This window comes from Pseudomonas sp. EA_65y_Pfl2_P74 (genome assembly GCF_963970575.1).
GTDB lineage: Bacteria > Pseudomonadota > Gammaproteobacteria > Pseudomonadales > Pseudomonadaceae > Aquipseudomonas > Aquipseudomonas baetica_A.
Genome location: NZ_CAXAOQ010000001.1, coordinates 20,118 through 43,369, shown reverse-complemented (window position 1 = coordinate 43,369; position 23,252 = coordinate 20,118). Strand labels below are relative to the sequence as shown.

General features: G+C 59.8%; 20 protein-coding genes and 2 pseudogenes. 11 read left to right on the top strand and 11 right to left on the bottom strand.

The features are described 5' to 3' along the window. Positions 1 to 53: 53 nt before the first annotated feature. The 3 genes and pseudogenes from AACY18_RS00180 to AACY18_RS00175 all read right to left on the bottom strand — a co-directional run. Positions 54 to 270: pseudogene (locus AACY18_RS00180) on the bottom strand (type II toxin-antitoxin system RelE family toxin); the annotation flags it as partial. Continuing rightward, positions 249 to 332: pseudogene (locus AACY18_RS27930) on the bottom strand (antitoxin); the annotation flags it as partial. The pseudogenes AACY18_RS00180 and AACY18_RS27930, both read right to left, overlap by 22 nt. A gap of 35 nt (positions 333 to 367) precedes the next feature. After that, on the bottom strand, positions 368 to 607 hold the full coding sequence (locus AACY18_RS00175; protein WP_339431631.1) for a DUF2789 domain-containing protein: 240 nt from the start codon (positions 605 to 607) through the stop codon (positions 368 to 370). Between the two features lie 318 nt (positions 608 to 925). Between AACY18_RS00175 and AACY18_RS00170 the strand changes: the two genes are divergently transcribed. Continuing rightward, on the top strand, positions 926 to 1,456 hold the full coding sequence (locus AACY18_RS00170; RefSeq protein ID WP_339431632.1) for an NfeD family protein: 531 nt from the start codon (positions 926 to 928) through the stop codon (positions 1,454 to 1,456). 2 nt (positions 1,457 to 1,458) lie between these two features. Then, positions 1,459 to 2,217 (top strand): slipin family protein, encoded by a 759-nt coding sequence (locus tag AACY18_RS00165; RefSeq protein WP_221730952.1) that lies wholly within the window; start codon positions 1,459 to 1,461, stop codon positions 2,215 to 2,217. Here the strand turns inward: AACY18_RS00165 and AACY18_RS00160 are convergent. The 7 genes from AACY18_RS00160 to AACY18_RS00130 all read right to left on the bottom strand — a co-directional run bounded on the left by AACY18_RS00160 (position 2,183) and on the right by AACY18_RS00130 (position 15,070). Beyond that, entirely contained in the window at positions 2,183 to 3,157 is a 975-nt protein-coding gene (locus tag AACY18_RS00160) for a sulfotransferase family protein (protein ID WP_339464021.1), read from the bottom strand. The genes AACY18_RS00165 and AACY18_RS00160 overlap by 35 nt on opposite strands. After that, positions 3,145 to 3,930 (bottom strand): aspartyl/asparaginyl beta-hydroxylase domain-containing protein, encoded by a 786-nt coding sequence (locus AACY18_RS00155; protein WP_339431634.1) that lies wholly within the window; start codon positions 3,928 to 3,930, stop codon positions 3,145 to 3,147. The genes AACY18_RS00160 and AACY18_RS00155 overlap by 13 nt, the downstream gene beginning before the upstream one ends. After that, positions 3,927 to 4,532, bottom strand: coding sequence for an adenylyl-sulfate kinase (gene cysC / locus AACY18_RS00150; RefSeq protein ID WP_339431635.1), 606 nt, complete (start codon positions 4,530 to 4,532; stop codon positions 3,927 to 3,929). The genes AACY18_RS00155 and cysC overlap by 4 nt, the downstream gene beginning before the upstream one ends. Then, a complete protein-coding gene (locus AACY18_RS00145; protein ID WP_339431636.1) occupies positions 4,516 to 6,033 on the bottom strand; it encodes a TolC family protein in 1,518 nt (505 codons plus the stop codon). Before AACY18_RS00145 ends, cysC begins: the two co-directional genes overlap by 17 nt. Before the next feature lie 48 nt (positions 6,034 to 6,081). Beyond that, positions 6,082 to 12,438, bottom strand: coding sequence for an Ig-like domain-containing protein (locus tag AACY18_RS00140; protein WP_339463931.1), 6,357 nt, complete (start codon positions 12,436 to 12,438; stop codon positions 6,082 to 6,084). Positions 12,439 to 12,493: 55 nt separating this feature from the next. Further along, entirely contained in the window at positions 12,494 to 13,339 is an 846-nt protein-coding gene (locus AACY18_RS00135) for a sulfotransferase family protein (protein ID WP_339431638.1), read from the bottom strand. Positions 13,340 to 13,489: 150 nt separating this feature from the next. Then, on the bottom strand, positions 13,490 to 15,070 hold the full coding sequence (locus AACY18_RS00130; protein WP_339431639.1) for a glycosyltransferase family 39 protein: 1,581 nt from the start codon (positions 15,068 to 15,070) through the stop codon (positions 13,490 to 13,492). A 239-nt stretch (positions 15,071 to 15,309) separates the two neighbouring features. Between AACY18_RS00130 and AACY18_RS00125 the strand changes: the two genes are divergently transcribed. The 4 genes from AACY18_RS00125 (at position 15,310) to AACY18_RS00110 (ending at position 17,754) form a co-directional block, all read left to right on the top strand. Further along, the gene (locus tag AACY18_RS00125; protein ID WP_339431640.1) at positions 15,310 to 15,897 is read left to right on the top strand and encodes a phage tail protein; all 588 of its coding nucleotides are present in this window, start codon (positions 15,310 to 15,312) and stop codon (positions 15,895 to 15,897) included. Positions 15,898 to 15,953: 56 nt separating this feature from the next. Then, positions 15,954 to 16,265, top strand: coding sequence for a DUF6916 family protein (locus AACY18_RS00120; protein ID WP_339431641.1), 312 nt, complete (start codon positions 15,954 to 15,956; stop codon positions 16,263 to 16,265). 286 nt (positions 16,266 to 16,551) lie between these two features. Further along, a complete protein-coding gene (locus AACY18_RS00115; RefSeq protein ID WP_339463930.1) occupies positions 16,552 to 17,319 on the top strand; it encodes a hypothetical protein in 768 nt (255 codons plus the stop codon). Between the two features lie 33 nt (positions 17,320 to 17,352). Further along, entirely contained in the window at positions 17,353 to 17,754 is a 402-nt protein-coding gene (locus tag AACY18_RS00110) for a hypothetical protein (RefSeq protein ID WP_339431643.1), read from the top strand. A gap of 194 nt (positions 17,755 to 17,948) precedes the next feature. Here the strand turns inward: AACY18_RS00110 and AACY18_RS00105 are convergent, their stop codons facing one another. After that, on the bottom strand, positions 17,949 to 18,878 hold the full coding sequence (locus tag AACY18_RS00105) for a LysR family transcriptional regulator (RefSeq protein ID WP_339431644.1): 930 nt from the start codon (positions 18,876 to 18,878) through the stop codon (positions 17,949 to 17,951). A gap of 179 nt (positions 18,879 to 19,057) precedes the next feature. Here AACY18_RS00105 and AACY18_RS00100 point away from each other — a divergent pair, with 179 nt between their 5' ends. From AACY18_RS00100 to AACY18_RS00080, 5 genes are all read left to right on the top strand, one after another. Further along, positions 19,058 to 20,086: an alpha/beta hydrolase gene (locus tag AACY18_RS00100; protein ID WP_339431645.1), complete on the top strand. Its 1,029-nt coding sequence runs from the start codon at positions 19,058 to 19,060 to the stop codon at positions 20,084 to 20,086. After that, on the top strand, positions 20,083 to 21,294 hold the full coding sequence (locus AACY18_RS00095; RefSeq protein WP_339431646.1) for an MFS transporter: 1,212 nt from the start codon (positions 20,083 to 20,085) through the stop codon (positions 21,292 to 21,294). Before AACY18_RS00100 ends, AACY18_RS00095 begins: the two co-directional genes overlap by 4 nt. 25 nt (positions 21,295 to 21,319) lie before the next feature. After that, entirely contained in the window at positions 21,320 to 21,793 is a 474-nt protein-coding gene (locus AACY18_RS00090) for a cyclophilin-like fold protein (protein ID WP_339431647.1), read from the top strand. A gap of 76 nt (positions 21,794 to 21,869) precedes the next feature. Beyond that, positions 21,870 to 22,367 carry a (R)-mandelonitrile lyase gene (locus tag AACY18_RS00085; protein ID WP_339463928.1) on the top strand — a complete coding sequence of 166 codons (498 nt, stop codon included), beginning with the start codon at positions 21,870 to 21,872 and terminating at the stop codon, positions 22,365 to 22,367. Further along, complete coding sequence (locus AACY18_RS00080; protein WP_339463927.1) at positions 22,345 to 23,109, top strand: carboxymuconolactone decarboxylase family protein; 765 nt, start codon at positions 22,345 to 22,347, stop codon at positions 23,107 to 23,109. Before AACY18_RS00085 ends, AACY18_RS00080 begins: the two co-directional genes overlap by 23 nt. The last annotated feature ends 143 nt before the right edge of the window (positions 23,110 to 23,252 follow it).

Below are 23,252 nucleotides of genomic sequence, written 5' to 3'. Positions count from 1 at the left end.
GTTTTGAAACAAAGTGATTGTCAGCCGAAGAGAAACGACGAGGTGGGGACCTGTTAGCGTTTTTGGGCCTTCTCGTAAACTCTGCTGCGCTCACGCTGACCTGAAGCGACGACAACTCGCTCATCGATTACTTGATAAACCAAACGGTAACCCGACGTTTTGAGTTTGATTTTGTAACAGTTGGGCATCCCGTGGAGTGCATCAGCCGGGACTCTCGGCAGCGCCAATCTTTCAGCGAGCTACTTTTTTCAATTGATCTCGGAGCGAATGATTTCTGCCAGTTCCAAATCATCAAGCCGTTCCATCATTGCTTCGTAAACATCGGCTGGCATCCATCCGGCAGGAAACGATCACCCTTCGGTCAGGCCTACCGCCCCGTACGCAACAACACATTCAATTGATCAACCACCTCCGCCCAATCGGCATCGTCCAGAATTTCGTCGCGCAAAAAATCAGCCTGACTCTTGGTCCAGAAAAACGCGTCTGCCAGGTGCAATTCGGGTTTGAGCGGAGAATGGCTCGTGATGAATTGGTCGATGCGGACGGGGTCGTTGTCCAGGCCGAGTTGTTTGAACAGGGATGGCAGGCTATGGGTGGGGCTTTCCATGGGGGAACTCCTTGGGAACATGGTGTCTGGGCGATTATTCGCGAGCGGCATCCAAGGGGTCGCGGTCACCTGTGGGAGCGGGCTTGCGCGCGAAAGCGCCAACGCGAACGCCACAAAACCTGATGACTCAACTCCCGGCCTGATGCACCTCGGCGCTGCATTGGAACGGTTGTAGCGGTGTGTTTGAGTCTAGTTCGGCGAGTTGCAGGCGCAGGAAAATCCGCTCACTGGACACATCCGCACACTGATCAACATTCAACCAGTTCAAGGCTCAACTAGACTCAAAGAAGCACACCCATGACGCGCCCGGAGGGTCACGTGAACAGTCGATGTTGTGCGTTTCTCTGGTTACTGCTGTTGAGCGGCTCGGCGATCGCCGCCGATGTTCCACTGTCGTCGGTCAACCCGATCGGTCTCTGGCTGGTCACCCTCGGTATCGTTTTTCTGATCGCCGAAGCCGCACTGCCCAATTACGGCGTGATTGGTCTGGGCGGGATCATCATGTTCGTGATCGGCGCGCTGATGCTGGGCAACGCGGACTTGCCGGTGCCGATGATGATCGGTCTGGGTCTGGTCAGCGCTTTGCTGTTGCTTGCGCTGATCATCCGCGCCCTGAAAACCCGACCGCGCCACGCCGTCAGTGGCGATGCGGGCCTGGTCGGCAGTGTGACGGCAATAACCACGGTGCAGACTGAAGATGCCCATCACGGCTGGATACACCTGCAAGGTGAGCAATGGCAGGTGCACAGCGCGACACCGCTGCACAGCGGACAATCGGTACGCGTAGTGGGACGCAAGGGCTTACTGCTGAAAGTCGCCGCGGCTGACGCGGCTCGACACGGAGAGTGATCATGGGTCTGCAAATCGGTTTTTTCGCGCTGCTGTTATTGGTGATCGCCCTCGCCGCGTCGACGTTTCGCATCCTGCGCGAATACGAACGCGGCGTGGTGTTCCAGCTCGGGCGCTTCTGGCAAGTCAAAGGTCCGGGGCTGATCCTGCTGATTCCGGTGGTTCAGCAAATGGTTCGGGTCGACTTGCGCACCATCGTTCTCGATGTACCGCCGCAGGATGTGATTACCCGCGACAACGTTTCGGTGAAGGTCAATGCAGTGCTGTACTTTCGCGTGCTCGACCCACAAAAGGCGATCATTCAGGTCGAGAACTTCCTCTCCGCCACCAGCCAGTTGGCTCAGACCACCCTGCGTGCGGTACTGGGCAAGCATGAGCTGGATGAATTGCTGGCCGAGCGCGAGCAGTTGAACATCGACATCCAGCAAGTGCTCGACGCCCAGACTGACGCGTGGGGCATCAAGGTCGCCAACGTTGAGATCAAGCACGTCGACCTCAATGAGTCGATGGTGCGCGCCATCGCCAAACAGGCCGAAGCCGAACGGGAACGACGGGCCAAGGTGATTCACGCCGAAGGCGAGTTGCAGGCCTCGGAAAAACTCATGCAGGCCGCCGAAATGCTCGGCCGTCAGCCAGGGGCCATGCAGTTGCGTTATATGCAGACCTTGAGTTCGATTGCCGGCGACAAGAGTTCGACCATCGTCTTTCCGCTGCCGATCGAGTTACTCAAGGGGATGGCGGATTTGTCGGCCAAGTCCTGAGATGACGCAAGCGTTCCAGCGCTTCATAGGGCGCGTGCGCGAAATGTTGCACATGCCTGTGCAACAACGCCGAAGCCGCGCCGCGCTTTTCGTCGCTGTCGGCGACGAACGTCCGTGAGGGCTGCTTGGCATGTTGCGCCGTCGCCGCGAACGCCTGCTGAAGCTGCTCAGCGCTCAACTGAAAAAAACTTGCCAATCGCCCTGCCATCGCCCCGGGCAACTCGCTGTAATTGACGGGCAGCCCACCTGACACTTCGCATTGCCTCCGACCCGCCTCCAGCAATCGACCCAAGCGCCGGGCAATGAAATCCTCACGCCCCTCAAACGGCAAACCGTCCTCCAGCACGCAGTCGCCGAGCATGCCCGGCACCATGTGCATGCCCGGGCGGCGCAGGTGGGAAACGGCGATTTCCAACGGGTCGCGATACAGAAACAACCATGGTGTATCAGGAAAACAGTCTTGCAGGAGCGGCCACTCACCGATGTTCCACGCATCAAGCTTGATCACCAACCGCTGTTCCACGCCTCGACGACGCTGCCCGTAAGCCGAGAGCAATCCGCTGATAGCGGCTCGACGTTCAGACGCCGGCAGATCGCTGCGCAACAAGGCGTCCAGCGGCGGTGGTTCCGAGACGACGATGTGATCATCGAGCCGGGCGAGCATCTGGCTGATCAGCGTCGAACCGCAGCGCGAGGCGTGCAAAATGAATGCGCTCGGCGCCCCCCCCGTACTTTGCGCCTGCCAATCGGTCAGCGCCGACAGTGGCGTCTGTCGACGAAATGCCTGATTGAACGGCAGGCGCAATGCCTCCTCGACCGCGTCGCGAAAAAAGGGCTGATGCAGTGGCGTATCGCCGAACCAGCACCAATCCACCTGCCAACGCCCTGCGACCGGCCAGACACGCACCGGTAACCAGCCGTCCAGGTTCAGCCGCTCCATTGTTCGTTCCATTGCCGCCGTCCCTGGCGCATCGCCGCGCGCAGTTCCTCGCTAGAGAACGGCAAGCCCTGTTCGGCGGCCAGTTCGAGGGTTCGCGTGATGAACTGTTCAGGGTCGTTGAGTGCCCGCAAGGTTGAGGACAGCGAGGCATCCTCAGCGACCAGTCGCTGAAAACGCTGCAGCGCCGTGTCGGCCCATTGCGCTGGAGGCGTACTCGGCAGCCCTTCATCAATCATCCGTGCAAGCCAGGCGCCAGGCCGGCAATCGAGCACCAGATGAACCCGCGTCGAGGTATCGCGGTTAACCACCCGATGCGGTCGTGCCAGATCGAGAAACCAGCATTGCCCCGCCATCATCGGCACACGTTGACCGTCGAGCCAGAAATCCACATCGGGTGGACTGAGCAACGGAATGTGCAGGCGCACATCGGCGTCTGGCTCGGCGAGATCGTAGTCGCGGTGCTCATGAATTCGCCCACCGGGGCCCAACCGCAACAATCGCGCACTGACGATGTCCAGTTGCAAATCCCGCAGACCGTGGCGCCAGCGCTCATCCAGCAGCCAAGGCGCGCGCAGTAACGGTTGACCGCGTCCGGGCGACAATTCGGTCAGCGCATCGGCCGCCGAAATCAGCGCCACGCCGCTCCAGTCTCCCGAGAAATATTGCGTGTTGAAGTGACTGCGCCAGGCGTCTTCGGCAATCGCCGCCAGCGCTTGTAACAACAGTGGCAAATCCACCGGCACCGGCAGTCGCGCATACGCCGGACGGCTCATGTCTTGGGCAGCACCGAGCAATCGCCGAGCCAGGTCAACAGACGATCAAGGCAGGCCTCAACGGTCTGCGTACCCGTATCGAGCACCAACGAGGCCTGCAACGGTGGCTCATACGGTGCCGAGACCCCGGTAAACCCGGCCAACTCACCCCGTCGCGCCCGAGCGTAATGCCCTTTCGGATCACGCTGCTCGCACACTGCCAATGAGGCGCTGCACCAGACCTCGCGATAGTCCTCGCCCAAACGCTGGGCAAAGACTTCTCGCAGTTCGGCCAATGGCGCAATCATTGCCAGAATCACGATCTGACCATTTTCCACCAGCAAAGCGGCGAGCTCGCTGGCGCGGCGAATGTTTTCCTGGCGATCCGCGTCACTGAATCCCAAATCCCGATTGAGCCCGATACGCAAGCTATCGCCATCAAGCACCACCGTTTGCCAGCCACACCCGAACATCGTGGCGTGCAGCGCTTGAGCCAGCGTCGATTTGCCCGCCGCCGGCAAACCGGTCAGCAGAATGGCCGCACCGCGATGGCCATTGCGGACCTCGCGCTGCATACGGCTGATGCTGGCGCTTGGCGCCAGCACGTCATTGCGCGGAGGCATTCGCCACCACTGGCAACGAGATATCCCCCGCCGCCCACGCCGACTCACGATTGGCCAGTGCGTTGGCGATCGCCTGCACGTCCGTGGACTGCACTTGATCCGGTAACGGATCGAGCCCGGCACTGGCGAAGATCTGGCCGTAGGCATTGCGCAGGTCGGCGTAAGAAAGATCACGACGCAGGTCGGCTTGCAGGTTGTTCAGCTCACCCTGAATCAACTCCAGCTCACCAATGCCGGCGGCCTGATGACGATTGCGCAACTGGCCAACGATCTGCCCGTCAATGTCGGACAACTGCTGGCTGGTCTTGAACTGGCGCAACGCCTCTTGATAGTTGGCATTGGCCACATAGAGCTGCGCCAGCACTGCAATCGACATTGCCTGACGCCGTGCAGTGGCGACTTCTTCGCCGGCCTTGGCGACGTTGATCGCCGCCGGAGCAGAGATCACGTTGAACAGGTTCCAGGTGATTTTCACGCCGTAGTCGGCCCAGCCTTGCTCGACGAGGAACGAGTTGCTGTCGTAATGCCCGCCGGCCGAAAACTCCAGACCCGGCAGCAAGCGCAGCATGGCTTTGCGGGTCTCGGCGGCGCTGATGCGCGTCTGGTAATCCTGCTCGCGCAGTTCCGGACGGCTGGTCAAAGCCTCCTGTTCGAGTTTCGCCAGATCGACCTTGAGTTCGGGAACCTGATAACCATCATCAGTGGCCAACGTGAGATTTGTGCCCAGCGGCAGATTGATCAGGGTGGCCAGTTCGGTTTTCGCCAGCGACAGCGCACGGCGCTGCTCCTCCAATTGCCGCGTGGCTTCGATGAGTGAGCGCTGATAACCCAAGGCCTGAACCGGGTCGCCAATGCGCTGCTCGCTCATGCTCTGGCTGTTTTTCCGGGCCGTGTCGACCCGCGCCATCAGGCTGTCGATCTGCTTGAGCAGACGTTCGGCGGCCATCGCTCGCCAGTACGCCGAGCGCACATCCTGGACGATGGTGTTGATCACTTTGCGCCGACGCTCCTGCACGATCAGGCGCTGGTCACCCTGCTGTTTGGCGCTGATATAGCTGACACCGAAGTCGAGGACGTTCCAGACCATGGTCAGATCCGCCACTTCGCGGTCACGATCCTGCGAGGTCGACGGTTCCAGCGACTGGGTGCCGGTGCGCACGCTCTGGCTACTGGAAGCACTGACGTTGTTACGCCCCACATACCCGGCATCCAGCGCCATGCGCGGCAACATGTCGAAACTGGCGAGGTCGAGCTGCCGCTTGGCCAGCGCTTCCTCCATGATCTTCAAGCGGCCTTCAAGGTTGTACTTCACTGCGCGGGCCATGGCCTGATGCAGCGTCAGGGGGCCGCGCAGCGGTTCCTGATCCTTGTACATGTTTTGCAGGTCGGTTCTGGCCCGCTGCTCACTGACACTGCGCTCAATCGGTTCGCTGGTGACTGCACACCCGCTGATCGCCAGCGCCAGCAGGCTGGCGCCGAACAACTTCTGACTTCTTTTCATCCGTGGATCGCCCCTAGGTCCCGCTCAGTGTTAAGTAGTGGTGTGTTATCAGGCCGATATTTCGCTGATGCCGGCCTGTTGCAGAGCGGACGCCAGGTTGTCGACCCGGTGCTGCTCGCTGTCTTTGAGTTGCTGCAGTTGCTCAACCAGAGACGGGGCGCCAAACACGCCGCGCAGCCCTTGGGAAACATCGCCAGCCTTGATCGAATGGCTGCCGAAGGCATTCAGCGAATCACGCGCGGCCTCGCTGTTCTGATTGAACAGACTGGAGAGCGTGCTGGTGCCGAACACCCCGCCATCACCGCCGCCAAAGCCAAGGAAACCATGGCCGGCGCCGTCACCAACGTTGTCACTGCTGCTGAACACCTGAGCAAGGAAACTCGGGCTCAGGGCACCGTGGTTCATGAATATGTCGCCCAGGGGGCGGATGCCGTTGCCGATCACCCGTTGTTCGAACAACGGCGTAAAAGTCAGCGGTGAGCCAAGGTCGCCCGTCGGGGCGCTGAACACGATCGGTTGCAGCGCGGTGTAAGGCACATCGGGGAACGTCACCGGATCACTGCTGCGGAACTGTGGATTCGGCGAGACCACGAAGGTCGGCGTCGTAGCCGTGTTCACCACGTAGTTGCCGGACTGGCTCACACCGCTGCCGCTATTGCCCGCCAGGTCACTGACGCCGCCCCGGTTGACGGTAATCGCATTGCTGGCGCTGCTGACATTGGCGCTTGGCGTCAGGGTCGCAGTCCAGGTCTTGCCGCCGTCGTTGCTGCTCAGGTTGGACAAGGTGCCATTGGCGACACTGATATCAGAGAGATCAAAACCGCTGACCGCCTCATTGAAGGTGATCGTCACCTGCGAGGTCTGGCCAACACCCAGGTTCGGATTGGCGACCACCACCGTGGCGGTCGGCCGTTCGCTGTCCAGGGCATAGTTGTTCGACACCGCCACGGTGCTGCCGACGTTGCCCGCCAGATCCGTGACGTTGCTCGTGTCGAGCGCGATGAAATTGCTCGGGTCGGTCACATTGGCGGTTGGCGTGAACATGGCGGTCCAGGTTTTGCCGCCGTCATTGCTGCTCAGGTTTCTCAATTCGCCGTTGGTCACGCTCAGGTCGGACAGGTCGAAGTTGCTCACCGCCTCGCTGAAGGTGAACGTCACGGTGGTGGTCTGGCCGATACCCAGAGTCGGGTTGGCGACCACGATGCTCACCGTTGGCCGGGTCGCGTCGAGCACGTAATTATTGGAGATGGCGATGCTCGCACCGAGGTTGCCGGCCAGGTCCTGCACGCCGGCAGTGTCGATCACGATCAGGTTGGTCGCATCGTTGACGTTGGCAGTCGGCGTTAGCGTGGCGATCCAGGTGATGCCGCCATCGCTGCTGCTCAGGTTCGACAGCGTGCCGTTGGCGACGCTGATGTCCGACAGGTCAAAGCCGCTCACCGCTTCACTGAAGGTGATCGTCACGGTGGTGGTTTCGCCGATGCCCAGGCGATTGTCGGCCACCACGATCGTGGCGGTGGGCAGTGCGGTGTCGATCGCGAAATTATTCGAGTCCGTGGTGCCCACGCCGCTGTTGCCCGATATATTGACCACACCGCTGTTGTCGAGGGTGATGACGTTGGTCGTGTCAGTGATATTGCCGGTGGGTGTGAACGTCGCCGTCCAGGTAATGCCGCCGTCAATGCTCACGACGTTGCTCAGGGCGCCATTGACGATGGTCAGATCAGCGTTACTGAAGTCTGCGACGGCCTCGCTGAAGGTAATGGTCACCGTCGAGGTTTCCCCGGCCTTGAGCGCGGTGTCTGCGACAACAATGGTTGCGGTCGGCACTTCGGTCTGCACTGCGTAATTGCCCGAGTTGGTGGAGCCGGTGCCGGCATTACCGGCCAGATCGCTGATGCCGGTATTGTTCAGGGTGATCAGGTTGGTGAAGTCGCTGACGCCAATGGTCGGGGTAAACGTAGCCGTCCAGGTGATACCGCCGTCGCTCGACGACACGTTGCTCAGCGTGCCATTGGCGACGCTCAGGTCGGAATTGTCGAAACCGGTCACCGCTTCGCTGAAGGTGATGGTCACGGTCGCTGTTTCACCGGGGCGCAGATCGTTGTCGCTCATGACGATCGTGGCGGTCGGACGCTGACTGTCGACGGCGTAGTTGTTCGAATCGGTGGTGCCGCTCCCGGCATTGCCTGCCCCGTCAACGACACCGGTGTTGTCCAGGGTGATCAGGTTGCTGGTGTCGGTGATGCCGGCCGCTGGGGTAAACGTCGCGGTATAAGTGATGTTGTCCGAGGTGCTCAGCCCGGAAAGTGTGCCGTTTTCGGCGGTCAGGTCAGCCAGGGTGAAACCGGTCACCGCCTCGCTGAAGGTGATGGTCACCGTGGTGGTCTGGCCAACGCCCAACGCCGTGTCCGCCACCACAATGGTCGCGGTCGGACGCTGGGTGTCGATGGCGTAATTATTCGAATCAGTGGTGCCGACCCCCACGTTGCCAGACCCGCTCTGCACCCCGGTATTGTCCAGGGTAATCAGGTTGGTCGCGTCGGTGATATTGGCGCTCGGGGTAAAGGTCGCCGTCCAGGTAATGCCGCCGTCGCTGCTGCTCACGGCGCTCAGCGTGCCGTTGGCGATGGTCAGGTCGGCATTACTGAAGCCCATCACGGCCTCGGAGAAGGTGATCGTCACCGTGGTGGTCTCGCCGATGCTCAGGCTGTTGTCGGCGACCACGATCGTGGCCGTCGGCACCATCGTGTCGATCACGAAATTGCCGGAGTTGGTGACGCCGGTGCCGGCGTTACCGGCCAGGTCAGCGATGCCGGTGTTGTTCAGGCCTATAACGTTGCTCGTATCGTTGACCCCGAGTGTGGGCGTGTACGTCGCCGTCCAGGTGATGCCGCCATCGCTGCTGCTCACGGCGGTCAACGTGCCATTGGGAATGTTCAGATCGGCGTTGGTGAAGCCTGTCACGGCCTCGGAAAAGGTGATGGTCACCAGCGAGGTTTCACCGGCACTGAGGCTGGTATCGGCCAGCACGATGGTCGCGGTCGGGCGTAGCGTGTCGATGGCGTAGTTGTTCGAATCGGTGGTGCCGCTGCCGGCGTTACCGGCCAGGTCAGCGATGCCGGTGTTGTCCAGGGTCACCAGGTTGGTGGCGTCGGTGATATTGCTGGTCGGGGTGAACGTTGCCGTCCAGGTGACACCGCCATCGCTGCTGCTCACGGCCGTCAGCGTGCCATTGGCGATGGTCAGATCGGCATTGCTGAACCCGGTCACCGCTTCGGAGAAGGTGAAGGTCACCAACGATGTGTCGCCGATTTTCAAGGCAGTGTCGGCGAACACGACGGTGGCCGTCGGGCGCTGGTTGTCGATGGCGTAGTTGTTGGAGTCGGTGGTGCCGCTGCCGGCATTGCCGTTCGAGTCACTGACCCCGCTGTTGTCCAGGGTGATCAGGTTGGTGGCATCGGTAATGTTGGCGGTCGGCGTGAAGGTTGCCGTCCAGGTGATCCCCCCATCGCTGCTGCTCACGGCGCTCAGCGTGCCATTGGCGATGGTCAGGTCGGCATTACTGAAACCCGTCACGGCTTCAGAGAAGGTGATGGTCACCAACGAGGTTTCGCCGATTCTCAAGGCGTTGTCGGCGACGACGATGGTCGCGGTCGGACGCTGCGTGTCGATGGCGTAGTTGTTCGAATCGGTGGTGCCGCTGCCGGCATTGCCGGACAGATCGGAGATACCGGTGTTGTCCAGGGTGATCAGGTTGGTGGTATCGCTGACGTTATTGGTTGGCGTGAAGGTCGCCGTCCAGGTGATCCCGCCGTCGCTGCTGCTCAAACCGCTCACGCTGCCGTTGGCCACGGACAGATCGGCAGTGGTGAAACCGGTCACGGCCTCGCTGAACGTGATGGTGACCTGCGAGGTTTCCCCTGCCTTGAGCGCGGTGTCCGCGACGACAAGGGTGGCCGTCGGGCGCACAGTGTCGATGGCGTAGTTGTTGGAATCGGTCGTACCGCTGCCGGCGTTACCGGCCAGATCAGCGATCCCGGTGTTATCCAGCGTGACCACGTTAGTGGTGTCGGTGACACCGGCGCTCGGCGTAAACGTCGCCGTCCAGGTAATACCTCCGTCGCTGCTGCTCACGGCGGACAACGTACCGTTGGCGATGGTCAGGTCGGCGTTGGTGAAACCGCTGACCGCTTCAGTGAAGGTGATGGTCACCAGCGACGTTTCACCGATTTTCAGGGCCGTGTCAGCGACAACGACAGTGGCTGTCGGGCGCTGGGTATCGATCACATAGTTGCTGGAATTGGTGGTTCCGATACCCACGGTACCGTCAGAGACGGTCGCCACACCGGTGTTGTCCAGAGTGATGACGTTGGTGGTGTCGGTAATCCCGTTGGTCGGCGTGAAAGTCGCGGTCCAGGTGATTCCGCCATCGCTGCTGCTCACGGCCGTCAACGTGCCGTTGGCGATGGTCAGGTCGGCATTGGTGAAACCGGTGACTGCCGTGTTGAAGGTGATGGTCACCAGCGAGGTTTCGCCAATTTTCAGAGCGCTGTCCGCCAGTACGATGGTCGCGGTCGGTGGCTCGACGTAGTTGGGGTTGTACGTGCCGCCGGTACTGTAAACCGCAGCCGTGGAACTGGGCGAAGCGCCTGCCGAGCCGGTGTTTGAAGGACCGCCAACACCACTGGCCGCCGCGTTGCCGGTCATGGCGGCGACGTTGGCAGCGGTGATCAATACCGTACCGCCGTTGTTCCAGATGGCCCCGACGCCGCGGCCACCATCACCGCCGTTGGCAAGGTTGCCGCCGCTGCCACCCCCACCGCCGCCGCCACCCGCCGCGAGGTTGTTGCTGATGACTGACGTGCCGATGACTTTCAAGGTGCCGGTCGAGGCGTTGTAAATACCGCCGGCCGCGCTGCCACCAACGCCGCCGACCGCGTTCCAGCCCGAACCACCACCGCCGCCACCAATGGACAGCGTGCCATTGGTCGCGGAGCCGCCGTTGCCGCCGTGACTGTAGCCGGAGGCGCCATTGCCGCCGACGCCGCCAATGTTGGTACCGCCGCGCCCGCCCATGTCGTTCTGGGTGTAGCCGCCGCCATAACCACCGGTATTGGCAGTGCCGGCCCCACCGGCATAGCTCAAGTTGCCTGGGCCTGTCGAACCGCCATGGCCACCGTTACCGCCACCGATCCCACCGCCGCCACCGCCGCCGCCGCCGGAGTATCCACCGGACACGCCACCACCACCGCCGCCACCGGAAGCGGCGTTGGCAGTCACCGTCACGTTATTGAGCGTAAGAATGCCGGCGTTGAAAATCCCGCCACCCATGGCGCCCGCCGCTGCGGCGCCACCGTTACCGCCGTTGCCGGCCACCAGTCCCTTGGTAATCACCAGCCCGTCCAGTGTCACGGTGCTGCCGGAAGTGACTTCCACCACACGGGTCTTGTATTGCCCATCGAGGGTCACGTCAGCCACGCCGTCGTTATTCAGATCGCCATCGACGGTGATGTTCTTGTTGATCAACAACTCGGAGTTGAGCTGCACGGTCATGCCGGCGTTGAACGTGACAATGTCGCCGTTTTGCGCAGACGCCAGTGCGGTACGCAACGAGCCGACACCCGAGTCGAGGTTGTTAGTCGCGGTCCAGGTGGCCAGGCCCCACTGATATTCGCTCATCGCCTTGGTCGACAGGACGTTGGCGCTTTCGATGGTGCCGGTGGCAATTTCCAGATCCCAGTCGCCGCCGACACCGGTGCGGTTGTTCGAAGCGGCCACATCCCGGCCGGTCAGTTGCGCCAGCGAGTCGACGAAACTCAAGCCGCGATCCCCCTCGGCGGTGTAGCAGCCGTAGATCAGGATGTCGCCGCCAACGTTCATGTCCTTGCCGATTTCGCCGAGGATCGCACTGCGTTGCGCGACGTTGTCGGCAGACAGATAACTGTTGCCCAGCCACAGATCGCCGGCGTTGCCGTGGGCAATGATCTGCACCGAGCTGACGCCTTGATGCTGATCGAGATAATCGGCGATCTGTTGCAAGCCGTCCTTGGTCGCGTCGAGTTTCACCACCTGAGTGCCGGGAGCAATGCCCTGGAGCAGGCTGTCGGCGTCCTTGACCCGGGAATCGACGAACACCACGCTCTGACCCGGCACGGCGACGGGGCTGGCGGCTGGTGTCGCATCGGCCTGACCGTGGGTGTCCTTGCTGGCCACCGGCTGATCGGCCGTCGGCGTTTTCGCTGCCTCCGCCGTGGCGTGGCTGTCAGCCTGGGCAGCGGTATCGGCCACCGTTGCCGCAACGGCACCGTCGAACAGCATGCGCGGCTCCAGCGACATGATCATCGGCGCGGCAAGCGTCTGCTGACATTCGGTTACTCGCGACTTCTGCTTGCTCCACCACATGCTGCTCACCCGGATTCGAACACAGTTATTGACGCATCAATGAAAAACGCCGCGATCAACTGATCGCGGCGTCGGACTTCATACGAATGACATTGGCAGCGCTGGCTGAGCCATCGAGCCAAAAAGACAAATCAGCGTATTGCTTGAACAGGTCCGGCGGCAGAATCGTGCGCCGAGACTCCAGAGCGACCTTGGGTTTGACCTTGTGCAGGCCGGCAACGCCTAGGGCTTGATCGAATTGCGGCGCGTCGTACGCCAGATGGTCAAAATCGTGTTCGAACCATGGCTCGCCGATAAAATCGTAGACCAGCCGCAGTACCCGCTCCGGGGCCTGGGTCAGCAAGTCGTAATCGATGATCAGCAGCGAGTCGGCGTGCTCGCCGTAATAGGCTTCCTTGAGCGCCGCCCAGGCAAAACCCACCAGCCGGTTACGCTGAGCCAGGGTTTCGCAGCGGCTGTAGACCGTGTTGCGCTCGACGGCGTCGCCGAACAGCTTGGTGTTTTCGTAAGGATTGGCGCGGTAGAGGCGTTCAAGGCTGTCCATCACCCACGCGACGTTGCGCACGCAAGCGATGATTTTGGCGTTGGGGAACAGGTCGTTGAGCGCGGGCAGCCGCGAGCTCCATTGACGGTTGGTGTCGAACACCACCGGTTTGTCGGTCTTGTCGGCGTAGTAGGAATCGAAAAGACCCCGCAGCAAACGGCGGCGCGTCTCGGTGTCGATCACCGCGCCGAACTCACTGCCGGCGCTGCATTGCTCCAGCACACTGGCAAACAGCGAGCCCACCGGGCTGGTCATACCGGCGTGAAACCGCGGATTCTGCAACAGGATCGCAGAAAGCAGGGTCGAGCCTGAGCGCGGCAAACCGGCGACAAAGTGGAACTGCTGCAATCCATTCACCGTAATCGGAAGTCCTTTTGTTCGACGAAGCGTAGTTCAAGAACAACCCTACGACTAGTAGTGTTTTGACATCATTCAAGAGCAAAAAGGACTAACCGGTTAAATTTTTATCGCGAATAAAAAGGTGAATCGATTAAGTCCGCGCAGGACTTATTCCACTGCCGGCTTCACGACGAATAATCGCGCTTGCGCCCCACCGGCGCGCACCTCGGCGCCGACTTGCCAAGTCGCCGGCAATGGCAGGAATTCTCCAGGTTCATCGAGCGTTCCCACCAGCCAGACCCGGCGATAGCCCGTCAGTTCGGCCAAGCTGTCGAGGTAGACGCCAGGGGTGACCAGCGTGCCAAAACCGTACTCGTTCGGCCGCGTCGAATGGCCGTCCGCGCGGGGTGGCGTGTAGAGACGCACTTGAGCGCCGGTTTGATCGTAATAGACGTAGCTCAGGTACCAGAGCATGTCGCTGATGACGATGCCGTCACCGGGCTGGAAGTGCTGATTGACGTAACTCACCATATGGTCGAGTTGATCATTGCTGTCGACCGTGGCGTTGTTGTTCACGCCAATCAGTTCGACCCCGACCAGCGACACCAGCACCGCCAGCGCCAGGCTCCGTACACGGCTGTACAAACGGTCGATGGCCAACGCCGCAAGCATCGGCAGGCCCAACGCAAACGCCGTCAGGTAGCGTTCGATGAACACCGGGGTGATGAACGACACCGCAAACACCAGCAACAGCGGCAGGCCGGTGTAGAGCGCCAGCAGCACACTGCCGCGCGACACGCTGCGGTCGCGGGCCAATGCCACCCCGGCCAGCACCAGCAAGGCCATTGGCATCGCGATGAAGACCAGCAGCGGCAGGTTTGCGCCATCATCCTGAATCAGCCAGGACCAGATCATCGCCGGCAACGAGGTCAGGCTCACGGGGTCTTCCCAGCCCACATCGCTAGCGGCCTTAAGCTGTTCCATGTGCTGCATCAGATTCAGCAGTTTGGGTAACCACGGCAGATAAAGTCCGGCAATGGCCAGGTTCGCCAGCCACCATGGCAGTTGTTGAATATGCCGGAATCGATAACCGCGTTGGGTACGAATCACGCCCAGATAAATCCAGTGACTCAACGCCGCCAACACCGCGAAGTAATGGGTGTAGAGCGCCGCGCTCATCAACAGCACGTAAAACACCCGATAACGCCTGCGTTGCGCATGTCTGATCCAGTAGACCAACGCCAGGCTCGCCGCAATGAGCAACAGCCCGAGCAGCGAATACATGCGCACTTCCTGGCTATAGCGCACCGCCGTGGGCAGCAACGCCAGCAGCACTCCGGCGATGATAGCGGCGCGGCGGGTGGCCAACCGATCCACCAGCCACACCCCTGCGCCCACCACAGCAATACCCAATAGTGCGCTGAGGCAACGGATCGCGAAAATCCCGTCACCGAACAGTTCGATCCAGCCATGCAGCAGCATGAAGTACAGCGGCGGATGCACATCGAACGCCGCATGGTTCCAGATCCCGCCCAGCGAATAACGCGCCAGCAGCAGGCTGGAACCTTCGTCGCCCCAGATCGCGGCGGCCGTCAAATCGTAAAAACGCACAATCGCGGCCAGCGCCATGATGGGCAGCAGCCATTGTTTTTTCGCCCAAAGGATCACTCGCCAGTTGCCGAACCAGGAGCCGGGTGTTGCCTGGGGGTCTTGCGTGTCGCCAACCGGCGTGACTCTGTTTAGCGTCATTGTTTCCTCTGGCCCGTGGCAAAACACTGCTAATGCAGACCCCCCGAAACCTGCCGGTCACTTTAGGTCAGCCACGCGACAGCCGTCGATGCCGGCGTACTGTTTCACGACATTCGGCAACCTCGCCGATCCGGGTCTACGCTGAGCCGTGGCGTAATCTGGCAAAGGAGGGGGAGGCATCACCGCAGCCTGAATCCTCGCGCGGCCCGCCGACCATCAATCAGAAGGGAGAGGACTTTATGGACGTTTACATGGGCACTGTTTTGACGTTTGCCTTCAACTATGCGCCCAGCGGCTGGGCCTTGTGCAACGGTCAGATGATGAGTGTTTCGCAATACAGCGCGCTGTTTGCGTTGCTGGGCACCAACTATGGCGGCAACGGTGTCCAGACGTTCGGACTGCCCAATCTGCAGAGCCGAATGCCGGTCTGCCAGGGCACCGGTCCCGGCCTATCGACTCGCGTAATGGGTGAAATTTCCGGCACTGAAGCCGTCATACCGACCCTCAATAATCTGCCGAACCACACTCACTCACTGGCTGGCCTCACGGCCACCACCACCGTGCAACTGGCCAACCCGGCGAGCAACCCGTTGGGCGCCCCGACGGCCACCAACGCCTATATCGGTGCTTCGGGCACCGGGCCCGGTCTGGCGAATATCTTCTCGGACGCACAAGGCGCTTCGCCCGTCGCCCTCAAAGGTGCGCAGACCGCGATCAGCGGGACCATCACCCCCACGGGCAACGGCCAGTCGATGGCGATCATGAACCCGTATCTGGTGCTCAACTTCAGCATCGCGCTGCAAGGCATTTTCCCGTCCCGCAACTGACCGACTGCCGGGGGTGGCTACCCTCCCCCGGTTTCCTGACTGGCTGGAGCGAAACCATGTTGCAAACGGTTCAAAGCCAACATTTCCAGGCGCTGCTGGGCCGGATTGGCACCCTGCACCTGCCCGATGGCAGTGCACTGCAGATCCATATCGAACACCTCGAAGAGCAGCCCGCCGCAAAAATGCGCTACAGCGAGCGAATGCCATTCAGTGTCGAACTGAGAAGTCTGGAGCCGACTGAATTTGTCGACGGATTGTGTGCGCTGGAACTGCCGGAAATCGGGCGAGTGCAGGACATCTTCGTGTCCCGGGTGCCGCCGATGGGGCGGGATCCGCAGTTGGGCTATTTCCACATCACCTTCAACTGACGCAACAACAATCCCCCGGTGGGAGCGGGTTTGCTCGCGAAGAGCCCTATCAGTCAATAGAGAGGGTGACTGACACCGCGCAATCGCGAGCAAGCTTGCTCCCACAGGGGGGTTGTGGTTTCAGGCCCGTGAGTCGAGGCCGCCAAGGGTCCGGTTGACCGTCCATTTGCCGAGCACCAACCGCCACAAAAAATCGGAATAACCCTACACATAAAAGAGAATCACCCGGCATACAAGCTTGAGGTCGCTCGCCAAAGTCCCGCGTTTTGCAGAACGGGACACGGACGTGACCAAACTCATTAACCAACACGATACCCACGCCCAACAGGTACTCGACAGCCACCAAGCCATGGATACCTTTCGACAGGCTCTCAACCGCCCGGATGAACTGCCGGGCTTCGATGACCTGCTCAATGCAATGGGCCTCAATCAATCGGGTGCCAACCAGCGAAAACTCGTCGAAGCCATCAGCAGCGGCCAGTGGGTCGTGGTGAAACCAAGGGTTGTTGAGGATAACGGCGGCGCCTCCTGGAATGCCTTCAAACCTAAACCCGAGCCACCACCGGCGCAGCATTGGGTGGCAGAGTACGCCTACACCCTGCCTCAACCGGCTGAGTCGGGTTTTCACATCGTCCAAAAACCCATGAGCCGCGAAGCGCTGGAGCGTGCGCTCTACGAAACCACGCCCAGCGATGCCCTGCGCCGCGAATTCCGCTCCCTAAACCGCCATCTCGGCGAACAGGTCAAATCGGGACAAATGGTCATCTTCAGCGACTCGCGCAACTACATGTGCCGACGCGAAGAAGCGCAGATGATGGCGGCGGCGGCGGAAAAAGTGAATGAGGCGCTGAAAGATCTAACGGATGAAGAGGCGTCGTTCATGGTTGAACACCATGAGCGGGTAATTGCACAGACTTGCCCACCCATTTGCATTCGACCGAACCGGTCATTTGCATCGGATTTGACCAGCACGATTCGTGGGCATGACCGGCAGAAATCGGCCAGAAGCGGACGATCAATTAGGAGTTGTAACAAAGAGTTGTCCGCCATTTAATGAGCGATCGAACATCAGGTTGATGAACCGCAAATGAGCAAACTGGGTTGCAAGTGTGGCCATGTGATTACCGATCAGACCGACAGCTTGCCCTACAAGGCGAGCTTGCTTCGCGACGAGGTGGAAAATAAATTTTGGGATGAGGTGCACCGAGAACTCAAACCTCTGGTCGAGGCGGCGGAGTCCGGAGACAAGACTTCAATCGACGATGCATTTGGCGAGTTTTCACCCATATTCGGCGCTGCTGACAAGCTGCAAGACCGGATATCCAGCCTTTACATTCAACGAATGTCGACTGCCTACGAGTGCCAGAACTGTGGGCGCCTTTGGGTGCAAAAAGATAACAGTGAACGATTTGTTTCCTATGTCCCAGAGGAAGGCGCATATGGCGCGATCCTGGCAGTGGCATCAGGAGTACCTGAAAATCTGGATTAGGCATGCGCGATTGGTCGGAAGCTGAGATTGCAATCGGTAGCAATCGACCCATACCAGACACTCAGCTTGCCTCTAGTCTCGACTATCCCTAGGGTGTTGCTCGTCACAAGATCGCGTTGGGCAATCAGGTCGCTTTGATTCCATGTGTCTTTGTACTAGAGCGTTTCCGCGCTTAATCGCACCAGTGAGAGCGGTTAGCCGTCCGTCTCGCTCGGGTCACAAGTCGGCGGCAAACGATCGACCCGCAAAGCATCAACGACCAGCGAAAACGCCTGGGAGGGTTGTCGGCGGCTGGGGTAGTACAGGTGAAAGCCGTCGAAGGGTTCACACCAGTCCTCCAGTACCCGAACTAGTCGCCCTTCGGTTAGATGCGGGGCAAACTCATCCTCGGGCAGATAGGCTATACCCAGCCCACTCACCGCAGCATCGGCGATATGGGTGGTGGAGTTGAATACCAACTGGCCGTCTACACGTACCTTAAGCTTCTTGCCCCGGCGTTCGAATTCCCATGCATCCACGCCGTCATAGGTGGGAAAACGGATATCGATACAGCGGTGTGCTACTAGATCGCGAGGGTGTTTCGGGGAGGGATTTTTCGCGAAATAGCTTGGCGCGGCCACTACGGCCATTCGTAACGGCGGGCCAATGGGCACGGCAATCATGTCTTGGGCCACCGTGTCGCTGAAGCGCACGCCGGCATCGAAGCGGTCGGCGACGATATCGCAAAAGCCATAGTTGATATCGAATTCCAGCTTGATATCCGGGTACATCTGCAGCAACGGCGCCAACTTGGGAAGCAGGGTTGTCTTGATGACGTTGTCGCCGCAGGTAATGCGTACCGTCCCGGCCGGCTTATCGCGCAGCTCGGTCAAAGCTTCCACTTCGGCCTCGATTTCATCGAAGCGATGGCCCACCGCTTCCAGCAATCGCTCGCCCGCCGCCGTTAACGATACGCTGCGCGTGGTGCGGGTAAGCAAGCGAATTTTCAGCCGCGCTTCCAGTGCCGAAACCACCTGACTCACTGCCGATTGCGTCACCCCAAGCTGTACCGCCGCGCGGGTAAAGCTGCCCTCCCGCGCCACGGTTACGAAAGCCAGCAGATCGTTGAAATTGGATTTGGCCATAGCGAGCATGCTCGATTGATTGATTAGGCATGGTTATATCCGCATTAAGCATTCATTAGCTAATCAAAGTCTCTTTACTGCGTAACACTAACCGGCATCCCACCCGATCGGCATGGAGAAGGTTGAGCCTTGCGCTAACTGCCTGCATCGCCTTTAGCCTTCCCTAATAAGGATGCCCCATGAAAAGACTTCTCGTAATGCTCGGGTTTCTACTCAGTTCATTCACCGCATTAGGAGCCGATATGTCCAACGGTGCAGATAATTTCTTTAAAAGTGACAAGGTGACCGTACAAAAGGTCAGCTTCAAAAATCAGTACCAGCTCAATGTCGTGGGCAATCTTTTCATCCCCAAAGGGCTGGACAGCGCCACCCGCAGCCCGGCCATTATCGTTGGCCACCCTATGGGCGCGGTGAAGGAGCAAAGCTCAAATCTATATGCGCAAAAATTGGCGGAACAGGGCTTCGTTACCCTGGCCCTGGATTTGTCGTTTTGGGGCGAAAGCGAAGGCCAACCCCGTAACGCGGTACTGCCAGACATGTACGCCGAGGACTTCAGTGCCGCCGTGGATTACCTTGGCACGCGGCCCTTTATCGACCGCCAGCGCATAGGCGTGCTGGGCATTTGTGGCAGCGGCAGCTTTGTAATCAGTGCAGCCAAGATAGATCCGCGCATGAAAGCCATCGCCACTGTCAGCATGTATGACATGGGCGCCGCCAATCGAAACGGGCTTAAGCATTCGCAAACCCTTGAGGTGCGTAAGCAAGTTATCGCGGCGGCGGCCGAGCAGCGTTATGTGGAATTTACGGGCGGCAAGATCGAATACACCGGCGGCACGGTGCAAGCGCTGAATGCTGACACCCACCCCATCCAGCGCGAGTTTTTTGACTTCTACCGCACCCCGCGTGGCGAATTCACCCCGGCCAGTTCCACGCCGCAACAGACCACCCGGCCGACGCTGAGTAGCAATACCAAATTCATGAATTTCTACCCATTCGTCGATATCGAGAGCATTTCGCCTCGCCCGATGTTGTTTATTGCAGGTGAAAACGCCCACTCCCGCGAGTTCAGCGAAGAGGCTTTTCGCCTGGCAGGCGAACCTAAAGAGCTGGTCATTGTGCCCAACGCAGGCCATGTCGATCTGTACGACCGCGTCGACTTGATTCCTTTCACCAAGCTGACCCATTTCTTTCAGGACCACCTGAAATGACCGCTGAAGTCCATCTGAACGCCACCGTCTTGAGCGAGACATTTACGCGTACCGGTCATTGGGGAGGTGTCTATGCAATGACGCTGTGCGTATTCGCGCTGATCGCTTCGGAGTTCATGCCCGTTAGCCTGCTGACACCATTGGCAAACGACCTGCAGGTCAGCCAGGGCTTGGCCGGGCAGGGCCTTGCCATCTCTGGCGCGTTTGCGGTGTTGGCCAGCCTGTCGATCAGTTGGATCGCCGGCACGCTGAACAGAAAAACCCTACTGCTGGCTCTGACCGGTTTGATGGCTGTATCGGGCGCCATTGTGGCGCTTGCCCCGAACTACCTGATCTACATGGTTGGGCGAGCCCTGATCGGCGTCGTGATTGGCGGATTTTGGTCGATGTCGGCAGCCACTGCGATGCGTCTGGTGCCGGCTGCACAGGTGCCCAAGGCGCTGGCTGTTTTCAACAGCGGCAACGCCTTGGCTACGGTAGTGGCAGCGCCACTGGGCAGTTATTTGGGCTCGGTTGTGGGTTGGCGTGGTGCGTTTTTGTGCCTGGTTCCGGTGGCGCTAATTGCGCTGGTTTGGCAGTGGATAAGCCTGCCAAGCATGGCAGCGCAGAAGCGCTCGCCGGGTGCAGGCAATGTTTTCAAACTGCTGAAAAATCGCAAGGTGGCGCTGGGCATGGCGGCCGCCGGCTTGTTTTTTATGGGCCAATTTACGCTGTTCACCTACCTGCGCCCGTTTCTGGAAACAGTCACCCAGGTCAACGTGCCGATTCTTTCTCTGCTGCTATTGGTGATAGGCGTCGCTGGCTTTTGCGGAACAGCGCTGATCGGATCAGTGCTCAAGCGCAGCCTGTACGGCACCTTAAGTACCATCTCGCTGCTGATGGCGGTTATTGCTGTCGCGCTGATTCCTGCGGGCACTTGGCTTATCGCGGTAGCGGTATTGCTCGGCCTATGGGGCTTTATTGCGACAGCAGCGCCCGTGGGCTGGTGGAGCTGGATTGCGCACGCCTTGCCTGATCACGCCGAGGCGGGCGGCGGCCTGATGGTGGCGATTGTCCAATTGGCTATTGCCGTGGGCTCCACAGTCGGCGGTGTACTTTTTGACGCTCTCGGCTACCAGAGCACCTTTATCGCCAGCGCCACGATGCTGATGCTTGCCGCCTTGTTGACCTTTCTAACCTCTCGTTCGCCGGTGCCGCACACCCGGTGAATCCTCTATTCCAAGGAGCAAGGCCATGTTTTTCGATTATGTCCCAGGATGGAAGGGCCTCTGGTTCGCGGCCTTGATGCCATTTGCCCTATCGGCATTGCCCCTCGCAGCCGCGACAGATATCGCCGGCCCATCAACAGGGATGGAGAACTACACGATGTGGATGACCATAGGCCAACAGCGCTTCGCCATTACCCTTGAGGACAACCGGAGCACTCGGGAGCTTGCCGCCCGTTTGCCGCTCACCCTGGACATGAGCGATCTGAACGACAACGAAAAGCACGTCACCTTGCAGCGCCCGTTACCCACTCAAACTTATCGGCCTGGAACAATCCACAACGGTGATTTCCTCCTGTACGGCCCTGACACGTTAGTGGTCTTTTATAAATCCTTCAGTTCGTCTTACAGCTATACCCGTCTCGGTCGCATCGACAACCCAGCGGGCCTCTCGCAGGCTCTGGGTCGGCATGATGTTCGGGTGACGTTTTCAGCGGATTAGTTTCAGTCATCTTCCGCCCGGCCAGCTATGTCACGTGGTGCGCCCCCCCTCTCGCACGTTGATCCAGGAGCTTCTTATGCCGTCCAAGCACACTAATTCAACCTTGGCCGCATTGGCGCTGCTCACCGCCAACTGCATCGAACCAACCTTCGCGGCCGAGCTGAGCCCTGCCAGCCAGAAAATCACACGTGCGGGTGAGCAGGCTTCGATGACAGGGCCTGCCGATTATTTCACTGGTCATGTGCGGATCGATCCATTGACGACTGCAACGGCCGAACTCAACACCTCAACGCTCTACGTCACCTTTGAACCTGGCGCTCGTTCGGCCTGGCACACGCATCCTGCAGGACAATATCTTGTCGTGACAGCGGGGGTCGGACGTACTCAGGAATGGGGAAAGGCAGTGCAGGAACTACGTCCCGGTGATGTGGTGTTTTGCCCGCCGGGGGTAAAGCACTGGCATGGCGCCGCGCCATCGACTGCCATGACGCACATAGCTATCACTGGCATGAAGAACGGCAACAACGTCCGTTGGATGGAGAAGGTCAGCGATGAACAGTACCCAACCAAGTAAATATCACTATGCCCGCTTATGGCCGTTAGCCGGCCTGGTAGTGCTGGCCAGTGTTTTAGGTGCTCACGTATCGAGTGCCAGTACCACACACATTTCGGAGACGCAGACGGTGACTGAGCAAACCCTGACTGCAAAACAACTGGCTGTCGCCCCTATCGGCGCCACCATGGCCACCGGCGATATGCCCCGTTTGCGTGATGCGCTCAATCGCGGTCTCGATGCCGGTCTGACGATTAGTGAGAGCAAGGAAATCCTGGTTCAGCTCTATGCGTACGCCGGGTTCCCGCGCAGCCTCAATTCACTGTCGCAGCTGATGAGCGTTTTGCAAGAGCGCGAAGCAGGCGGAGTTCAAGACGAGCCGGGACGCGAACCAGGCCCCGTGCCGTCGGGGCACGCTTTGCTCGACCTGGGCACCGACAATCAAACCCGTCTGGTGGGTGCACCGGTCTCAGGACCGTTGTTTGAGTTCGCCCCTGCGATTGACCAGTTTCTGAAGGTTCACCTGTTCGGCGATATCTTCGCTCGAGACAACCTCGATTGGGCTACTCGCGAACTGGCCACTGTTGGGGCACTTGCCGCGATGCCAGGGTTAGCGTCGCAGTTGGCGTCGCACCTGAAGATCAGCATGAATGTTGGCCTCACGGCGCAGCAGTTGAACCAAGTGGCTAGCGACCTCAAACGCCACGGTGACCAAGAGGCGGCTGAGCGCATTGTTGTGACCTTGGAAAAAATCAGGGGCTGACGACGCCACCGATGGCGACAAGATATTGATGAGCTCAGCTAATAACGGCTATCGGAATCCTCGGATTCTGAATTTGCGGGCGAATGCTAAGTTCCTGAGGCACTGAGAACACCCTCCGAATACCTTCATCCAAAAGACTAACC

Coding starts and splice junctions, on each gene's coding strand:
- AACY18_RS00175 (WP_339431631.1), bottom strand. CDS start 607: ATGGAAAGCCCCACCCATAGCCTGCCATCCCTGTTCAAACAACTCGGC.
- AACY18_RS00165 (WP_221730952.1), top strand. CDS start 1,459: ATGGGTCTGCAAATCGGTTTTTTCGCGCTGCTGTTATTGGTGATCGCC.
- AACY18_RS00160 (WP_339464021.1), bottom strand. CDS start 3,157: ATGGAGCGGCTGAACCTGGACGGCTGGTTACCGGTGCGTGTCTGGCCG.
- AACY18_RS00155 (WP_339431634.1), bottom strand. CDS start 3,930: ATGAGCCGTCCGGCGTATGCGCGACTGCCGGTGCCGGTGGATTTGCCA.
- cysC (WP_339431635.1), bottom strand. CDS start 4,532: ATGCCTCCGCGCAATGACGTGCTGGCGCCAAGCGCCAGCATCAGCCGT.
- AACY18_RS00145 (WP_339431636.1), bottom strand. CDS start 6,033: ATGAAAAGAAGTCAGAAGTTGTTCGGCGCCAGCCTGCTGGCGCTGGCG.
- AACY18_RS00140 (WP_339463931.1), bottom strand. CDS start 12,438: ATGTGGTGGAGCAAGCAGAAGTCGCGAGTAACCGAATGTCAGCAGACG.
- AACY18_RS00130 (WP_339431639.1), bottom strand. CDS start 15,070: ATGACGCTAAACAGAGTCACGCCGGTTGGCGACACGCAAGACCCCCAG.
- AACY18_RS00125 (WP_339431640.1), top strand. CDS start 15,310: ATGGACGTTTACATGGGCACTGTTTTGACGTTTGCCTTCAACTATGCG.
- AACY18_RS00120 (WP_339431641.1), top strand. CDS start 15,954: ATGTTGCAAACGGTTCAAAGCCAACATTTCCAGGCGCTGCTGGGCCGG.
- AACY18_RS00110 (WP_339431643.1), top strand. CDS start 17,353: ATGAGCAAACTGGGTTGCAAGTGTGGCCATGTGATTACCGATCAGACC.
- AACY18_RS00105 (WP_339431644.1), bottom strand. CDS start 18,878: ATGGCCAAATCCAATTTCAACGATCTGCTGGCTTTCGTAACCGTGGCG.
- AACY18_RS00100 (WP_339431645.1), top strand. CDS start 19,058: ATGAAAAGACTTCTCGTAATGCTCGGGTTTCTACTCAGTTCATTCACC.
- AACY18_RS00095 (WP_339431646.1), top strand. CDS start 20,083: ATGACCGCTGAAGTCCATCTGAACGCCACCGTCTTGAGCGAGACATTT.
- AACY18_RS00090 (WP_339431647.1), top strand. CDS start 21,320: ATGTTTTTCGATTATGTCCCAGGATGGAAGGGCCTCTGGTTCGCGGCC.
- AACY18_RS00085 (WP_339463928.1), top strand. CDS start 21,870: ATGCCGTCCAAGCACACTAATTCAACCTTGGCCGCATTGGCGCTGCTC.
- AACY18_RS00080 (WP_339463927.1), top strand. CDS start 22,345: ATGAACAGTACCCAACCAAGTAAATATCACTATGCCCGCTTATGGCCG.